Annotated in this window: 17 protein-coding genes; 8 read left to right on the top strand and 9 right to left on the bottom strand. The window is 65.2% G+C overall.

Going from position 1 to position 15,316, the window contains the following annotated elements:
- Window positions 1-17 precede the first annotated feature (17 nt).
- The 5 genes from IWX88_RS06125 (at window position 18) to IWX88_RS06105 (ending at window position 4,939) form a co-directional block, all read left to right on the top strand.
- On the top strand, window positions 18-755 hold the full coding sequence (locus tag IWX88_RS06125; RefSeq protein ID WP_196828314.1) for a PspA/IM30 family protein: 738 nt from the start codon (window positions 18-20) through the stop codon (window positions 753-755).
- A gap of 43 nt (window positions 756-798) precedes the next feature.
- The gene (locus IWX88_RS06120) at window positions 799-1,467 is read left to right on the top strand and encodes an NADPH-dependent F420 reductase (RefSeq protein ID WP_370568205.1); all 669 of its coding nucleotides are present in this window, start codon (window positions 799-801) and stop codon (window positions 1,465-1,467) included.
- Between the two features lie 38 nt (window positions 1,468-1,505).
- On the top strand, window positions 1,506-2,327 hold the full coding sequence (locus IWX88_RS06115; RefSeq protein ID WP_370568204.1) for an arginase family protein: 822 nt from the start codon (window positions 1,506-1,508) through the stop codon (window positions 2,325-2,327).
- Window positions 2,328-2,649: 322 nt separating this feature from the next.
- Complete coding sequence (locus IWX88_RS06110) at window positions 2,650-3,453, top strand: crotonase/enoyl-CoA hydratase family protein (protein WP_231368923.1); 804 nt, start codon at window positions 2,650-2,652, stop codon at window positions 3,451-3,453.
- Window positions 3,454-3,535: 82 nt separating this feature from the next.
- Window positions 3,536-4,939: an NAD(P)/FAD-dependent oxidoreductase gene (locus IWX88_RS06105; RefSeq protein ID WP_196828307.1), complete on the top strand. Its 1,404-nt coding sequence runs from the start codon at window positions 3,536-3,538 to the stop codon at window positions 4,937-4,939.
- Window positions 4,940-4,974: 35 nt separating this feature from the next.
- On the opposite strand, the gene IWX88_RS06100 is transcribed toward IWX88_RS06105, so the two are convergent.
- Window positions 4,975-6,207 (bottom strand): glycosyltransferase, encoded by a 1,233-nt coding sequence (locus tag IWX88_RS06100; RefSeq protein ID WP_196828305.1) that lies wholly within the window; start codon window positions 6,205-6,207, stop codon window positions 4,975-4,977.
- Window positions 6,208-6,437: 230 nt separating this feature from the next.
- Between IWX88_RS06100 and IWX88_RS06095 the strand changes: the two genes are divergently transcribed.
- Window positions 6,438-7,283 (top strand): SDR family NAD(P)-dependent oxidoreductase, encoded by an 846-nt coding sequence (locus IWX88_RS06095; RefSeq protein ID WP_196828302.1) that lies wholly within the window; start codon window positions 6,438-6,440, stop codon window positions 7,281-7,283.
- 53 nt (window positions 7,284-7,336) lie between these two features.
- Here IWX88_RS06095 and IWX88_RS06090 read toward each other — a convergent pair whose 3' ends face one another.
- Window positions 7,337-8,752 carry an amidase gene (locus IWX88_RS06090; RefSeq protein WP_196828300.1) on the bottom strand — a complete coding sequence of 472 codons (1,416 nt, stop codon included), beginning with the start codon at window positions 8,750-8,752 and terminating at the stop codon, window positions 7,337-7,339.
- 116 nt (window positions 8,753-8,868) lie between these two features.
- The gene (locus IWX88_RS06085; RefSeq protein ID WP_196828298.1) at window positions 8,869-9,234 is read right to left on the bottom strand and encodes a hypothetical protein; all 366 of its coding nucleotides are present in this window, start codon (window positions 9,232-9,234) and stop codon (window positions 8,869-8,871) included.
- Between the two features lie 105 nt (window positions 9,235-9,339).
- On the opposite strand from IWX88_RS06085, the gene IWX88_RS06080 reads away from it, so the two are divergent.
- On the top strand, window positions 9,340-9,669 hold the full coding sequence (locus IWX88_RS06080) for a multidrug efflux SMR transporter (protein ID WP_196828296.1): 330 nt from the start codon (window positions 9,340-9,342) through the stop codon (window positions 9,667-9,669).
- 1 nt (window position 9,670) lies between these two features.
- Window positions 9,671-10,222 (top strand): TetR family transcriptional regulator, encoded by a 552-nt coding sequence (locus IWX88_RS06075; RefSeq protein ID WP_196828294.1) that lies wholly within the window; start codon window positions 9,671-9,673, stop codon window positions 10,220-10,222.
- A 1-nt stretch (window position 10,223) separates the two neighbouring features.
- Here the strand turns inward: IWX88_RS06075 and IWX88_RS06070 are convergent, their stop codons facing one another.
- The 6 genes from IWX88_RS06070 to IWX88_RS06045 form a co-directional block, all read right to left on the bottom strand.
- Entirely contained in the window at window positions 10,224-10,802 is a 579-nt protein-coding gene (locus IWX88_RS06070; protein ID WP_196828292.1) for a GNAT family N-acetyltransferase, read from the bottom strand.
- 9 nt (window positions 10,803-10,811) lie between these two features.
- Window positions 10,812-11,477: a uracil-DNA glycosylase gene (locus tag IWX88_RS06065; RefSeq protein ID WP_196828923.1), complete on the bottom strand. Its 666-nt coding sequence runs from the start codon at window positions 11,475-11,477 to the stop codon at window positions 10,812-10,814.
- 44 nt (window positions 11,478-11,521) lie between these two features.
- Window positions 11,522-12,013 (bottom strand): phosphoribosyltransferase, encoded by a 492-nt coding sequence (locus IWX88_RS06060; RefSeq protein ID WP_196828290.1) that lies wholly within the window; start codon window positions 12,011-12,013, stop codon window positions 11,522-11,524.
- Between the two features lie 30 nt (window positions 12,014-12,043).
- Window positions 12,044-12,835: an SDR family NAD(P)-dependent oxidoreductase gene (locus IWX88_RS06055; RefSeq protein WP_196828288.1), complete on the bottom strand. Its 792-nt coding sequence runs from the start codon at window positions 12,833-12,835 to the stop codon at window positions 12,044-12,046.
- A gap of 174 nt (window positions 12,836-13,009) precedes the next feature.
- Window positions 13,010-14,626, bottom strand: coding sequence for an MFS transporter (locus IWX88_RS06050; RefSeq protein ID WP_370568203.1), 1,617 nt, complete (start codon window positions 14,624-14,626; stop codon window positions 13,010-13,012).
- On the bottom strand, window positions 14,626-15,207 hold the full coding sequence (locus IWX88_RS06045; protein WP_196828286.1) for a helix-turn-helix transcriptional regulator: 582 nt from the start codon (window positions 15,205-15,207) through the stop codon (window positions 14,626-14,628). The genes IWX88_RS06050 and IWX88_RS06045 overlap by 1 nt, the downstream gene beginning before the upstream one ends.
- Between the last annotated feature and the right edge of the window lie 109 nt (window positions 15,208-15,316).

Below are 15,316 nucleotides of genomic sequence, written 5' to 3'. Positions count from 1 at the left end.
AAGACAAGGAAACGAACATGGCTAAGCAGTCAATTCTCGGACGCATCGCACAGATGGCGAAGGCCAACATCAACGCGCTGCTCGATTCGGCCGAAGACCCGAAGATGATGCTCGACCAGATGGTGCGGGACTACACCAGCAGCATTTCCGAGGCGGAGAGCGCGGTGGCCCAGACCATCGGCAACCTGCGTCTTCTCGAAGCGGATTATGCCGAAGACATCGATAACGCCGCAAACTGGGGCCGAAAGGCGCTGGCGGCGAGCAGAAAAGCCGACGAGGTGCGTGCCGGGGGCAACGCGGTGGATGCCGACAAGTTCGACAATCTCGCGAAGGTTGCGCTCGGACGCCAACTCGCCTCCGAAAAGGAATCGACGGATGCGGCACCCACCATCGCATCCCAGACCGCGGTCGTCGAGCAGCTCAAGCGCGGCCTCGATGCCATGCGCACCAAGCTCAGTCAGCTGTCGTCCAAGCGCGATGAGCTCATCGCCCGTTCGAATACCGCAGACGCGCAAACTCAGGTGCAGGATGCGATCAAGTCGATCGATCTCACCGATCCCACGAGCGAGATCAGCCGGTTCGAAGACAAGATCCGCCGCCAGGAGGCGACAGTTCTCGGTCGGCAGGAGCTAGCTGCCTCCAGCCTCGACGCCCAGTTCGAGCAGTTGGACGCGACGGATGACTCGGTCGAGCTCGATGCGCGGCTCGCCGCTCTCAAAGCGGGCACTCCGACCCCCTCCGCCATCGAGCAGTAAGCGGCGCTGGCGGTCGACCGCCAGTGAGCGTATTGGGAACAATTTGCGCAGGGTCCCTGTTACTTCGCATATGACAACTATTGGAATCATCGGAGCAGGAAACATCGGCAGCCAGGTCGCGCGCAAGGCGGTCGAGAGCGGCTATGACGTCGTGATCAGCAATTCACGCGGACCGGAGACCCTCGCCGACCTCGTGGCGGAGCTGGGCCCGAAAGCGACAGCCGGCACCTCGGTACAGGCGGCAGAAGCCGCGGATATCGCGGTCGTCACCGTGCCGCTGAAGGCCCTCGGCGATGTGCCGGTCGAGCCCCTCGCCGGCAAGATCGTGATCGACACGAACAACTACTATTTCGAGCGCGACGGCCACATCCTCGCTCTTGACGAGGGCACAACCACCGTGTCGGGGATGCTGCAGGCACACCTGCCGACCTCGCGAGTGGCGAAGGGCTTCAACCACATCATGGCCACGGATATCACCGAAGACTCCTTCCCCGCCGGGGACCCGAAGCGGCGTGCACTCGCCACATCGTCTGATTTTGCGGATGCTTCCGACTTCGTCGCCAAGCTCTACGACGAATTCGGCTTCGACACCGTCAACATCGGGCCGCTCTCCGATAGCTGGCGAGTGGAGCGTGATCGTCCGGCCTATGTCATCCGTCAGAACATGAGCGAACTCGTGGCCAACCTCGCCAAGGCCCCCCGCACGGTCTAGTTCACTGATCTCTCAGGGAGGCGGCCATACTTGTCAGGGTGACCGCCTCCTTTCTTGTTGTTCCCCAGTGGCAGGGCTCGGGTTCATCCCGGGCGATGAGGCTCGCTGAGGGTGCCGCCGCCATCCGCGAAGATCTTCCACTCTCCGCGACTGTCGTGGTCGAGGTTCCGTCAGAAGCCGGCACAGATGAGGGCACAGCGGTTCTGCGGCTGAGCTCGCTGCGGCAGGTTCGCGACGCTCAGCTGGCGGCGCTCGCGACCGTCTCCGGATTGGCGATCACCATCGGCGGTGACTGCGGGGTAGAGCTCGCCTCCATCCAGCATGCGGCTGCCCACAACAATTCGATGGCAGTGGTGTGGATCGACGCCCACGCAGACCTCAATGCGCCAGCGGAGTCACCCTCACACGCCTTCAACGGCATGGTTCTGCGCACACTCCTCGGCGATGGTCCAGAGGCGCTGGTTCCCGAGGTTCCGCTCTCCCCCGGGCGGGTGATCCTAGCGGGCACGCGGGCTCTGGATGACGCTGAGCTGGCCTACCTCGAAAGCGCCGGCATTGTGATGATTGCCCCGTTGGCTCTGGATGCCGACTCAGTTACCGCCGCTCTGGCCGCAAGCGGTGCCACGTCGGTGTATCTGCATGTGGATCTCGACGTGCTCGATCCCGCCGAATTCGGCCCGGTGGGCTACCCCGAGCCGTTCGGTATCTCCCTTGCTACCCTGCTGGCGGTGATCGCTGCGGCCAAAGCCGCGCTTCCGCTGGCCGGAGCGGCGGTGACAGAGTTCGCACCGGTATCCGCGGATGCCGCTGCAGACGATCAGGGAACCATCCTGCGCATCATCGGGGCACTCGCGAGCTGATTCCCGCGGTCTCGAACCGCCAGGAGGCAGGGTCGGGTCGGGTCGGGCAGGGTCGGGTCGGGCAGGGTCGGGTGTCACCTTCGCACCTTCCTGAGCGTGCGCACCATGCGAACCTGACACCCCGCCCGCCTGACACCCCACCAGCCGGCACCCCGCCCGCCGGCACCCCACCCGCCAGTACCCCGCCCGCCAGCGCCGCATCCACTGACACCTCACTCACCTGAGCGCCTCGGTCACCACCCCAGCGCCCTCGAAGCGTTGAGGGTTCACGGGTATGCGCGCAATAGCATGGTGGGACCAGCCAGATTGTGAAAGGCCAGCGTTGACATCCACCAGTTCCGAATCCTCCCCTCGCATCACCGTCGAACGCGACGGTCATGTTCTGCTGATCGGCTTCAACCGGCCGGACAAGCGCAACGCCGCCGATTTCGCCCTGCTGCAGCAGCTCGCTCTCGCCTACGGTGAGCTCGAGCGCGATCCTGACCTGAGGGCGGGATTCGTCTTCGCCCACGGCGATCACTTCACCGGAGGACTTGATCTCGCCGACGTCGCCCCCCGAATCGGTGCGGGGGGCCTGCACACCGTTCCCGACGGCGGCATCGACCCCTGGCAGGTCTCCGGGCAATACCTTACCAAGCCCGTCGTGATGGCGGTGCAGGGCACCTGCCTCACCCTCGGTATCGAGCTCATGCTCGCGAGCGACATCTCGATCGCCGCGGCATCGACGCGGTTCGGGCAGATCGAGGTCGCTCGCGGTATCTTGCCGTTCGGAGGTGCCACCATCCGCTTCCCCCGTGCGGTCGGCTGGGGCAATGCGATGCGCTGGATCCTCACCGGCGACCAGTTCGACGCGGCGGAAGCGCACCGCATCGGCCTCGTGCAGGAGGTTGTTGCGGACGGCACCCAATACGAACGCGGACTCGAACTGGCGCAGCGGATCGCCGCCCAGGCCCCGCTCGCGGTGCAGGCTGCTCTTGCCAACGCGAGACTCGCGCTGCGCGACGGGGATGCCGCAGCCGCGGCCGCACTTCAACCCGAGCTCGTGCGCCTCCTGCAGAGTGAGGATGCTGCCATCGGGATGACGGCGTTCGTCACGCGCACGAGCGCTGAATTCGTCGGCCGCTGAATTTGTCTCACCTCGCCAAGCGGTCGCGTGGCTCAGGTGCGCACCCTGAAGAAGACCCAAACATCAATCGCTAGGAGAACACATGATCGACACCACGTATGACCTCATCGTGATCGGTGCCGGAGCCGTTGGCGAGAACATTGCCGATCGCGCGGTGCAGGGCGGGCTGACCGCACTGCTGATCGAAAGCGAGCTCGTTGGCGGAGAATGCTCCTACTGGGCCTGCATGCCATCGAAAGCACTGCTGCGAAGCGGGATAGCGCTTCGTGCAGCCCAGGCTGTCGGTGGCACCCGCGAAGCCGTGACCGGTGAGTTGGATGTTGCAGCCACCTTCGCCCGCCGCAACAGCTTCACGAGCAACTGGGATGATGCCGGCCAGGTCAAATGGGTCGAGTCAGCGGGAATCGCCTTCGTGCGCGGCCACGCGCGGCTCACCGGCGAAAGGGAAGTCACAGTCGATGGCACCGTCTACAGCGCACGGCACGCGGTCGCCGTGTGTACCGGATCCGCTGCCATGCTCCCCGATATCCCGGGACTTTCGGAGGTCACCCCCTGGACCAGCCGCGAGGCCACGAGCGCAAAGGTGGCTCCGAAACGACTCGCGATCATCGGTGGCGGCGTTGTCGGTGTCGAGATGGCGACCGCCTACCAGAGCTTCGGCACCACGGTGACGATCATCTCCCGTGCCGACCTCCTCAGCAATCAAGAGCCCTTCGCGGGCGAGCTCGTGACGGCAGCGCTCGAGAAGTTCGGCGCGACGGTGCTGCGCGGGGTCGAGACCCTCTCAGCCCACCGGGATGACACCGGCGTGACCCTCACGCTCGACAACGGCACAACTGTCGTGGCGGATGAGGTTCTCGTCTCGATCGGGCGGGTGCCGAACACACACGACCTGGGGTTGGAGAACGTCGGCCTGACCCCCGGTGACTGGCTCGATGTCGACGACACCATGCGTGTGTCAGGCTTCGATTGGCTCTACGCCTGCGGCGACGTCAATCATCGGGCACTGCTCACCCACCAGGGTAAGTACCAGGCACGGGCCGCCGGCGACGTGATCGCGGCACGTGCCCTCGGAACGGGTGTGCACGACAATCGCTTCGGAAAACATTCTGCGACCGCCGACCATGAAATGGTGCCGCAGGTCACGTTCAGCGATCCCGAGGTCGCGTCGGTGGGTCTCACTGCGAGGGCGGCAGAAAAAGCCGGCTACGACGTGCGCGTCGTCGACTACAACCTCGGCGGGGTAGCCGGGGCAGCCCTCCAAGCCGACGGCTACCAGGGCCAGGCGCGCATGATCGTGGACGAGAAACGCGCAGTCATCATCGGTGCCACCTTTGTGGGGCAGGATGTCTCGGAGCTGCTGCATGCAGCCACGATTGCTATCGTCGGCGAGGTGCCGATTGATCGTCTCTGGCATGCGGTGCCCGCCTACCCCACGATGAGCGAGATCTGGCTGCGGCTACTTGAAACCTACGGCCGTCCCTGAATCAGAAGAAAATCAAACAGGGGAACAGACGGGAATCACACCAGACTCGCGTAGACCCCGGTGAGCGCGGTCGCCGTGGCGGCCCAGGTGAATCCCTCAGCGTAGTCTCTGGCCAAGCCGGAGAGCCGTTCGAGACGTGCTCCGTCATCGAGCAGGGAGCCGGTGGCCTGCGCCCAGGCGCGTGGGTCGCGAGAATCGACCAGCAATCCGGACACCCCGGCCGAGACCGACTCGACCAGCCCGCCCGCGCGAAACGCGATCACCGGTGTGCCACTCGCCGCGGACTCCAACGCGACCAGCCCGAAGGTCTCCGAGTGAGAAGGCACGAGAGTGAGCGTGGCGACAGCGAGCAGATCAGCAAGCCTCTCCCGCGACAGCGTGCCGACGAATCGCACCTCCGCAAGCACGCCGAGCTCGGCGGCGATCGACCGGAGGGATGACGCATAGCCGTCTTCACCCGGTGTCGCCTCCCCCGCCACCACAAGTACCGGCGCAGAACCACTCAGCGTGTGAAGTTCGGCGAGCACGCGAATCGCGAGCTCCTGGTCCTTGAGTGGCTGCACTCGTCCGACGACGGCGAGGATCGGGCGGCCCGGGGCGATGGCGAGTTCGCTGCGCAGGCGCGAGTCCGCAGCATCCGCTCGCATCGGCGTGAAGAGGTCGACATCCACTCCGGGAGGAATGACCCAGACCCGATCGGCCGGGGCGCGCACCGCGTCGATAATCGCGGACGCCTCCGCTGACGACCCTGCAACGACGGCACTGGCCTGGTTCGCAAGGTACATCTCGGTGAGCAGCCGTCTCTCCGGCTCTGGCGCCTGCCCGGGCGCGAGCGAGGCGTTTTTCATCGCCGCGAGGGTATGAAAACTTTGCACGAAGGGAAGTCCGAGTTCGAGGGCCACGGGAAGGGTCGCAAGCCCGCTCAACCAGTAATGCGCGTGGATGAGGTCGTAACGTGCCTTCTGGCGCCCGGTGAGCTGCGCTACAGCCTCACCGAACTCGTCGGCGACATCGCTGAGGCGGTCCTTGGCAATCGGTCCGTGCGGACCAGCCGAAAGTTCGTGCAGCTGCACACCGTCAGCAAGCTGCGTGACGCGCGTCTGGCCGATCGCCCGAGTGATGAGATCGACTTCGACCCCGCGCACTGCCAACTGGGTCGCGGTCGCCAGCAGGGACACGTTCATGCCTCCGGCGTCCCCGCTGCCCGCATCTGCCGCGGGGGACGTGTGCATCGACACGAGCGCGACTCGGTGCAACCTGTCGGTCATGCCGCCATTTTACCGGCGTGGAGCGACCGGCGTGGGGCGACCGGCGTGGGCGAGGGCTGGTGGATGAAGTTGCCCGGGGGAATCAGTCGATGGATCGGGCCGGCGGGGTGGTTCGGGTGACCGGTCTGGACAGTGTAGAAACGAATCATGCCCGTTGGATATCGCCGCGGGACCCGTCGCCCAACTCACCGGGTTCGAAGTACAGGCAGAACGAGAAAAGGGGGCTACCGATGAGCGGAGCCAGCGCAGAACTGAGCGGCAGGGTCATCGTCATCACAGGGGCGAGTTCGGGACTCGGTCGCGCCGCGGCGATTGCACTGTCCACCAGGGGTGCGACAGTCGCCGTCGTGGGACGCAACCCCGAGCGTACCCGCGCCGTCGCCGACCTGGTGGGTGGATTCCCGTTCATCGCAGACTTTGACAGTCTCGCTGAAGTGCGCACCCTCGCAGAGGAACTGCTGGCAAGCTACCCGCGCATCGACGTGCTCGCGAACAACGCCGGCGGCCTTGTCACTGCCCGGGGGAAAACGGCGGATGGCTACGAGCGCACATTCCAGCACAACCACCTCGCGCCATTCCTTCTGACAAACCTGCTGCTCGACCGCATCAGCCGGAGTGCCGGCAGGGTGATTTCCACCGCCAGCGGTGCCAACCTGTTCTCGCGGCTCGACCTCGGTGACCTCCACTGGCGTCGTCGGGCCTATGCCGGTGGATGGCTGCCCTATGGCACGAGCAAGCTCCAGACGATCATGTTCATCCGCGAACTCGCCTGGCGCACGGCCGGCACCGGAGTCGACGCGTTTTCTTTTCACCCGGGCTTCGTGGCGACCGGTTTCGGTGCAGACTCGGGCCTGCTCCGGCTCGGGCAGTTCGTCAGCCGCGGATCGCTGGGAATCAGCCCCGAGCAGGGTGCCGCTCCGCTCATCCATCTGGCCTCCGAGCATGACATCACGTCACCGAGTGGCACCTATTTCGATGGGCTCTCACCGGATGGCCGGGAGCGCAAAGACGCCTCAAACGAGGCACTGTGCCGGAAGCTCTGGGAGCAGAGCGCCGAGCTCGTCGGGCTGTCGTGAGGGACGGCGCAGCCACGTCACCAGCCACGCCGCGAGCCACGTCACGAGCGACGTCACCACTGCGGTGGATGCCGCCGCTGCCACTGGAGACGGCGCTCGAGCTGCGCGCCGATAGCGAGCAGCACATGCTCGCCTCCCGGGCGTCCCACCAGCTGCACCCCCATCGGTAGTCCATCGGCAGTTTCGGCGACCGGAAGGGTGATCGCCGGTAGCCCGCTCACATTCGCAAATGAGGTGAACGGCGTGTACTGGACCTGCTGCGCGAAGTTACGCTCGGCATCCACCGCGTCGTACCAGCCGATCGGCCGGGGTGTCATCGCGAGGGCCGGTGTGACCACGGCATCGAACCGGCGGAATTGGCGGACGACCGAGCGCTCGAACTCCGCGAGCGCACCGAGCGAACTCGCCAGTTCGCGCGCGGTCACCTGCCGCCCGCGCAGCACGAGCCACTTGGTGAGCGGCTCGAGCAGGTCGAGCTGCTCACCCTCCGCGGGGATGCCCGCAGCGCCCGCCTGCCAGATCGTGCGGAAGTTCGAAGCATAGGAGTCATCCGGCTCGAGGGCGATTTCCTCTATTCCGTGCCCGACCGCGTCGAGTTCTGACAGGGCCAGGGCGAGGGCAGCGGATGCTTCGGGCGCAATCCCGATGTCGTAGGCGTCATCCCACGGTGAGGTCGTCATCACCCCGAGCTGAAACCGACCCTCTCCGCGCACGGCCGCGTTGAGCAGGGCTCCACCCTCCCAGCGCGGTGCACGCACGGTGAATGGGTACTCGCCGCCTTCGATCAGGGCGTCCAGAAGCATCGCGGCATCCGCTACCGTGCGAGCAAGCGGGCCTGGCACGACGAGGCCACCGAGGGAGCCGAGTCCGGTACCGCTTGGCACCAATCCCCGCGAGGGTTTGAGGCCGACCAGGCCGCATGCCGCGGCAGGAATACGAACGGAGCCACCGCCGTCAGAGCCCGGAGCGAACGGCAGCAGCCCGGCCGCGACGGCTACCGCCGCTCCACCGCTGGATCCGCCCGCCCCAAGTGAGGTGTTCCAGGGTGTGCGCGCGGGAGGGCCGACGAGGCTTTCGGTGTAGGAGGGCAGCCCGAACTCCGGGGCGCTGGTCTTACCGAGGCTCACCGCGCCTGCGGCATCCAGTGCCTCGACGAGAGCATCTGACCGCTCGGGTACGAACCCTGCCATGAGTCTCGAACCGTACCCGGTGGGCACGCCGGCACGATTCACGAGATCCTTATCTCCCAGTGGCAGGCCCCACAGCGGCGCACTCTTCGGGATGCGTGGGGGCAGGGATCCGGCTCGCGCGATCGCCTCCTCCGCGGTCACCGTCACGAACGCACCGAGCTCTCCATCGAGACGTTCAATGCGGTCGAGGTAGTGCCGGGTGAGCTCGACGGGGGTGATCTCGCCGCGCTGCAACCAGTCCCACTGCTCCTGGGCGCTGAGGTGATGAAGTTCGAACATCATTCGAGCCTAGGTTGTCGCCTGCCAAGGGAACACGCGCAGCGCACAGAACACGCGGCGCACAGAACACGCGCGGCGCACAGCGCACCACACGGCACGCTTGCGCGACGCGACGGCTATTCGAGTTCGAGCCGCAGCTGCCGCAGTAGCGTCTGGAACGCGCCGGGTGCACGCTCGACGACTCGGCGGGCGGTGAACCGCCCGAGGGTTCGAGCGGTCTGGGCGACATTCAGTATCACCTGCTCAACGTGCGAGCCGCATTCATCCGGGACGACCCGATATTCCGCGCGATACCACCAGCCCCCTTGGGCCACGATGAAAAACGCTCCAGGATCGGCGAGGTAGAGGCTGCCCGAGGAATCGCTTGGCCGGAACCTCGCATCGAGGGCGGCGAACACGGGGGCGGGGCGGGAGCGTACATGGCCGTGCAGAGTGTGGAGCACAACGTAGTTCGCGGGGCGGCTGCGAGGCGCTTCGGGCATCCCTCGACTGTAGCGCGGGCAGGCTCCCGCACCCGTCACGAGCCTGCGCCCGTCTGGCAACACCGGCACTTTCTAGTACATTTGTACCGATCTGAGGAGAACACCATGGGCTATCTTTTCCTGGCGGGGGCCATCGTGGCCGAAGTGATTGCGACGACCGCACTCAAGTTCGCCACCGGCGACGGGGCGAACAGGATTTTGGCGTACGCGATCGTCACCCTTGGCTACATCGCCGCGTTCGCCATGCTCTCGCAATCACTCACCCAGGGAGTTCCGCTCGGCATCGCCTACGCGATCTGGGCTGGTGTCGGTGTCGTGTTGGTCGTCGTGATCAGCTGGATCTTCTTTAAGGAACCGCTCACCCTCGTGCAAATCGGCGGAATGGTCCTGGTGATCGGCGGCGTCGCAATGCTCGAACTCGGCGGAAAGCACTGACGTGGTTGCCACGACGGCAAAGGGCGAGGCCCGACGCACCGAACTGCAGGATGCGGTGATCCGCGTTCTCGAATCGGGTGGACTTGGCGCGGTCACCCACCGCGCCGTGGCCGCCGAAGCCCGCGTTCCGCTTGCCGCAGCGACCTATTACTTCGCAAGCATCGACGACCTGCTAGTGAGCGCCCTGCTGCGCGTGACCGAGCAGCAGGTCGCCCTGTTTGCGCACCTCGATTGCCGATCACTCACCGATACCGCGATCGTGCTGCACGGCTGGGTATATGGCTCCCGGGCATCCGCCATCGCGCAGTACGAACTGCTCTTTCTCGCGATGCGTCGCGACAGCCTGCGTGAGGCAGCGGATCTCTGGTATCGCTCGCTCGAGGGAGCGATCGCACCGATCGTGCCGAGCGGGCGTTACGCCCGCGTCGCCGCCCTCGCCATTGACGGCCTGATCCTGCGGATGCTCTGGCGCGGCGAACCCGCGAGCGTTGGCGAAGTGACAGCGGCGCTGCGGGACATCCTCCGGTCAGTGCACAGGTCCAATTCAGCGTGAGCTATTTGAGCGATTTCTGCATCAGCACCGTGCCGAGCCAGCGATCGAACTTGAAACCAACCTTGCCCATGCGGCCGATCTCTTTGAACCCGAAGTCCCGGTGCATTTTGATGGATGCGTCGGCTCCCCGGTCGGCGATGACCGCGATGATCTCCTTGAGCCCGGCCTGCTTCGACCGCAGGATCAGCTCACCCATCAACACTGTGCCGAGGCCTTTTCCGGTGGACGCGGCACGAAGGTAGATCGAGTTCTCGACCGTGAACCGGTAGGCGGCCTTCTCCTTCCACGGGTACACATAGGCATAACCGAGGATCTGCTGGCCTGCGCTCTCGGCCACGAGGTAGGGCATGCCCAGCTTCTTCAGGTGCTGGAACTTCGCGCGGGTCTCTCGAAGTGACTGCGCGACCTCGTCGAAAGTCACCGTCGAATTCGCCACATAGTGGTTGTAGATCTCCCGGATATCCGGCATGTCTTCGAGCCGGGCATCCCGGATCGAATACTCGAACGGCACCTCAAGCGGCGGCAGATTGCGCTGCGCTCCCACTGGGCGATTGGTGGCCTGGTATTCCTCCTCGAGCATGGGCCAAGTTTACGCCGGGATCGTCCAGTCGATCGGTTCAGCACCCTGCTCCACCAGGGATGCGTTCGCCCGGCTGAACGGGTGCGATCCGAAGAATCCACCCCCGGCCGACAGGGGACTCGGATGCACGGATTTGATCACGGGCACGGAGCCGAGCATCGGCTCGAGCGCGATGGCATCCTTGCCCCACAGGATGGCGACGAGCGGTCCGCCGCGATCGGCAAGCGCGTGGATGGCCGTGGCCGTCACGGCTTCCCAGCCCCTCCGGCGGTGGGAACCCGACCTCCCGGGCTGCACAGTCAGCACGCGGTTGAGCAGCATGACCCCCCGCTGCGTCCAGGCGCTCAGGTCGCCGTGCTCGGGCGGCGTGACGCCCACATCGCTGCGCAGCTCCTTGTAGATATTCCAGAGGCTCCGCGGGATCGGTCGAACGGCCCCGTCGACGGCGAAGGAGAGCCCGATCGGATGCCCGAGGCCCGGATACGGATCCTGCCCGACGATGAGCACCCGCACCTCCGCGAAAGGGGACTCGAAGGCCCGAAACACGTTCTCCTCGGAGGGGAGGTAACCGCGGCCGGCGGTGACTTCGCCATCGAGAAACTCCCCGAGCTGTGCGATCACCGCAGCGACCGGACGAAGTGCACCAGCCCATCCCTGGTCGATAGCACCGGTCAGGGCATGAGCGTCCGGCGAACCGCCCTGAGGGAACGCGGGGTCGGTCACGCGCTGACCGGCGGCAACGATGACCAGGGGAAGGCGATCCACTTCGCGGTGCGCCGCCACACGTAATCGGGCTCGAGCACGGTCTGCGGCTTGGAGTAGAGACAGAGGCTCCGCACATCCGCTCCCGCTGTGGCCAGCAGGGCGAGCACCATCGCGAGGGTGCGGCCAGAGTCCGAGACATCGTCGACCACCAGCACGCGATGCCCGGAAACAGCGGGAGTGTCGAGCATCGGGGAGAGCAGGATCGGTTCGTCGAGGCGAAGGTCGACCCCGGTGTAGAACTCCACATTGATGGCTCCACAGCTCTTCACGTCGAGCGCGTAGGCGACCGATCCAGCCAGGAGAAGACCGCCGCGGGCGATTGCAACCACCATGTCAGGCACGAAGCCGCTTGCCCGAACCTGGGTCGCAAGCTCGCGACTCGCCGCACCGAACTGTGTCCAGTCCAGGATCTCGCGATCGTGGGTGTCATCCTCACCAATTGTCATGTGCCCACGCTAGCGGCTGCCCGGGTGGCACTACTGCTTGGGCACGAGTGCTCCCCGGATCACCTTGTGCGGTGCAGCCTGCGCCACCGGCTTGATCGTCACCAGATCCAGATTCACGAATCCCGGCAGTTCGATCGAGTGCACGATTGCCTCGGCGATGTCTTCGGCATGCAATGGATTCGCCACATTGTCGTAGACGGCGTCGGCGCGAGCCTGGTCTCCCCCGAAGCGAACGAGAGAGAACTCGTCGGTCTGCACCATTCCCGGCGCGACTTCGAGAACCCGGATCGGTTCGCCAGCGAGTTCCAACCGCAGCACGCCCACCAGGGCGTGAGCGGCAAATTTAGCGGCGTTGTAGCCTCCGCCGCCCTCGTAGGAGATGTGGCCGGCGATGGAGGTGACAGTGAGGATGTCCGCATGGGCGACACCCGCAGCATCCGGCATCGCTGCGGCAGCTCGTAACAGGGGCAGGAGCGCACTCGTGACCCGTTTCACCGCCACAACGTTCACGTCGAACATGCGGGTCCAGTCCTCGGCCAGGCTCTCTTCCACTGAGGCCATACCGAACGCCCCACCCGCATTGTTGACTAGGGCGTGGATCGGTCCAAGATCGGCGAGGTAGTCACGAAGTGCATCCACCTGGGCCTGGTCGGTGACATCCGCGGTGAAGATATCGGCCCCGGTCTCGGCGGCGAGCGCTTCGAGACGATCGGTGCGGCGGGCGACGCCGACCACATCCCAGCCACGGGAGCGGAACAGTCGAACGGTGGCCGCTCCGATGCCCGAACTCGCTCCGGTTACTACAACCCGTCGTGCCGTCATTTCTCTCCCTGGTGTGTCGTTCAGCAACCGTAACGCGGCCACCCTGTGCAGCACCCCGGGTCAGACCACACCATCACCGTGATTGGCGACCACCACCGTGATTCTTCAGGGAGGTGGTCGCACAACACGGTGATGGTTGCCCACAGCCGGCGCAGTCCATCCGCAGTGCTCCCGTCAGTGTGCGGCCGGCTTGCCCTCTGGGGAAGCGGATGGCTGCTTCCCGGCAGCAGCGTTCGGCTTGTCCTCCCAGCCCGGGCTGACGCGCTTGGGCAGGGTGAATACCAGGAAGAATGCGACGAGCGCGAAGGCGGCACTCACGGCTATTGCCATGGCGGCGCTGTGGGTGAAGCCGACCGCGACGTTCTGCTGCGCAATTTCGGTGATGGCCGCTTTCACAGCCTGTGAGCCCTCCGCACCGTAGGTCTTGGCGGCATCGGCTATCTGGGCCGCTGTCGGCTTCGCAATCGACAGGGAACCGAAGAACACGCTTCCGATCACCGCGATGCCCACCGCGCTGCCGAGGCGCTGCATCGTCCCGACCACACCGCTCGCCGCCCCGGCTTCCTGTGGATCTACCGTTGCAACGATGAATTGGGCGTTGGGGGCGATGAACAGCCCACTTCCGATACCCGCGATGAGCAGTGGGCCGAGCAGAAGCCAGCTCGTGAGGTCGGCGGCGGGCACCAGCAGCAGCACCAACCAGACCGCGACGAGCCCGACGGTGAGCATCCCGACGCCGATGACGAGCGTTCTTCGCCCCAGGATCGGCGCGAGCCTGCTGCTCTGCGACGCCCCGATGATGCTTCCGATGGCGAACGGGATCGAGACGAAACCCGACTCAAGGGCGGTGTGCCCGAGGCCCGACTGCCAGAGGATGGAGATGGAAAAGAAGATGCTGGTGAAGGCCGCGAAGTAGACGAGCGCCAGGATCGTTCCGCCGGTGAATGCCGCGTGCGAATAAAGGTGCGGTGGTACCAGCGGGCTTTTGCCCCGCTTCGTGTAGGAGATCTCCCACAGAGCGAACAGCACGATGAGTACCACTCCCCCAGCGATCAACAGGTAGGTCCAGAGCGGCCAGCCGAGAGTCTGACCCTCGATGAGCGGAACGAGGATCGCGACGAGACCGCTGGCAAGCAATACAAGACCGATCCAGTCGACACCACCGGAGGCCTTGGTGCTCACGGCTCCCTTCGGGAGCAGAACTACCGCCGCGACAAGCGCAATGATGCCAATCGGCACATTGACATCGAACACGTACCGCCAGCCCTCTTTTTCTCCGAACGCCTCGATGAGCAGACCGCCGACGATCGGGCCGAGAGCAGACGACACACCGATGACGGCACCCATGACGGCGAACGCGGTGCCGCGGGTCCTGCCTACAAACAGCAACTGGATGAACGCGGTCACTGCGGGGAGGTAAATCCCGCCAGCAAGTCCCTGGATCACTCGCGCGACGACGAGCTGGGTGCTGTCCTGGGCGAGGCCGCAGGCGAGGCTCGCCACGGTGAAGAGGGCGAGGCCCGTCACGAAGATCCACTTGTGGCCGAACCGATCTCCGAGTCGACCAGCCGGGATGAGCACAAGACCGAAGGCAAGGGCATATCCGGAGATGATCCAGGACAGCGTTGCCTCGTCGGCGCTGAGACTCGTACGAATAGTGGGAAGTGCGACGTTGACGATGGTGGCGTCGAGCAAGGACATGAACATGCCGATGAGCAGCACGCTGAGGGCCTGCCACGCACGCTTCGGAGACACTCCGAGAGCATTCGGTGCGGTAGCGGTGGTTGACACTATCTGTTTTCCCTTCGGGATTTTTCGGCGCGGGATTTTTCATCCGCAATAATCTCGGGCAGCGCCGCGAGGAGTTCTTCATGCCAGTCGGCTTCGCTCCGCCAGCGCGAGAGCTGGTGTCGCATCGCCCAGGTCTCAGCCACGGTGAGATAACGCGTGATCTCCTCGAGGTGTGCCTGCTTCGAAGCCGCACCATCGCGCAATTGCGCAAGCCGCTCTTCGATGATCATCGAGAGGTTATCGAGTGCGCCGGGATCGAGTCTGGCCAGGGCCAGATCGAGCGGATCGGGTTTGATCGCGAGTTCGGTCAAGCCCTGGGTGCGGAGCAGACTCAGCGCGAGCTCCCCGCTTTCGCTGATCCGATACAGGTGCCGCTTCGGGTAGTTGCCATGCTTTTCGACCCGATCGGTTACCAGCAGGCCCTCGGCTGCCAGTCGCTTCATCGCCCCGTACACGGCGCTCGGCGCAAAGTCGGTCCACTCGTCAATGTGTTCCTCCTCAGCGAGAAGCAACAGCCCGTGCCCGTGCATCGGGCCGCGCTCGGCGAGGGAGCCGAGGATGAAAAGCCGAATGGATGACATCCAATTAGTCTTACATGACTAGTCGCGTGTAACAATTGAATCATTACGCCGGATGTCGCAGGCCATTGCTGCCACCACGCGGGGCTCCATAAACTCTGTGCAGCGAGCG

Source organism: Frigoribacterium sp. CG_9.8 (assembly GCF_015751965.1).
Lineage (GTDB): Bacteria > Actinomycetota > Actinomycetes > Actinomycetales > Microbacteriaceae > Lacisediminihabitans.
This window is presented reverse-complemented; position numbering and strand designations above follow the sequence as displayed.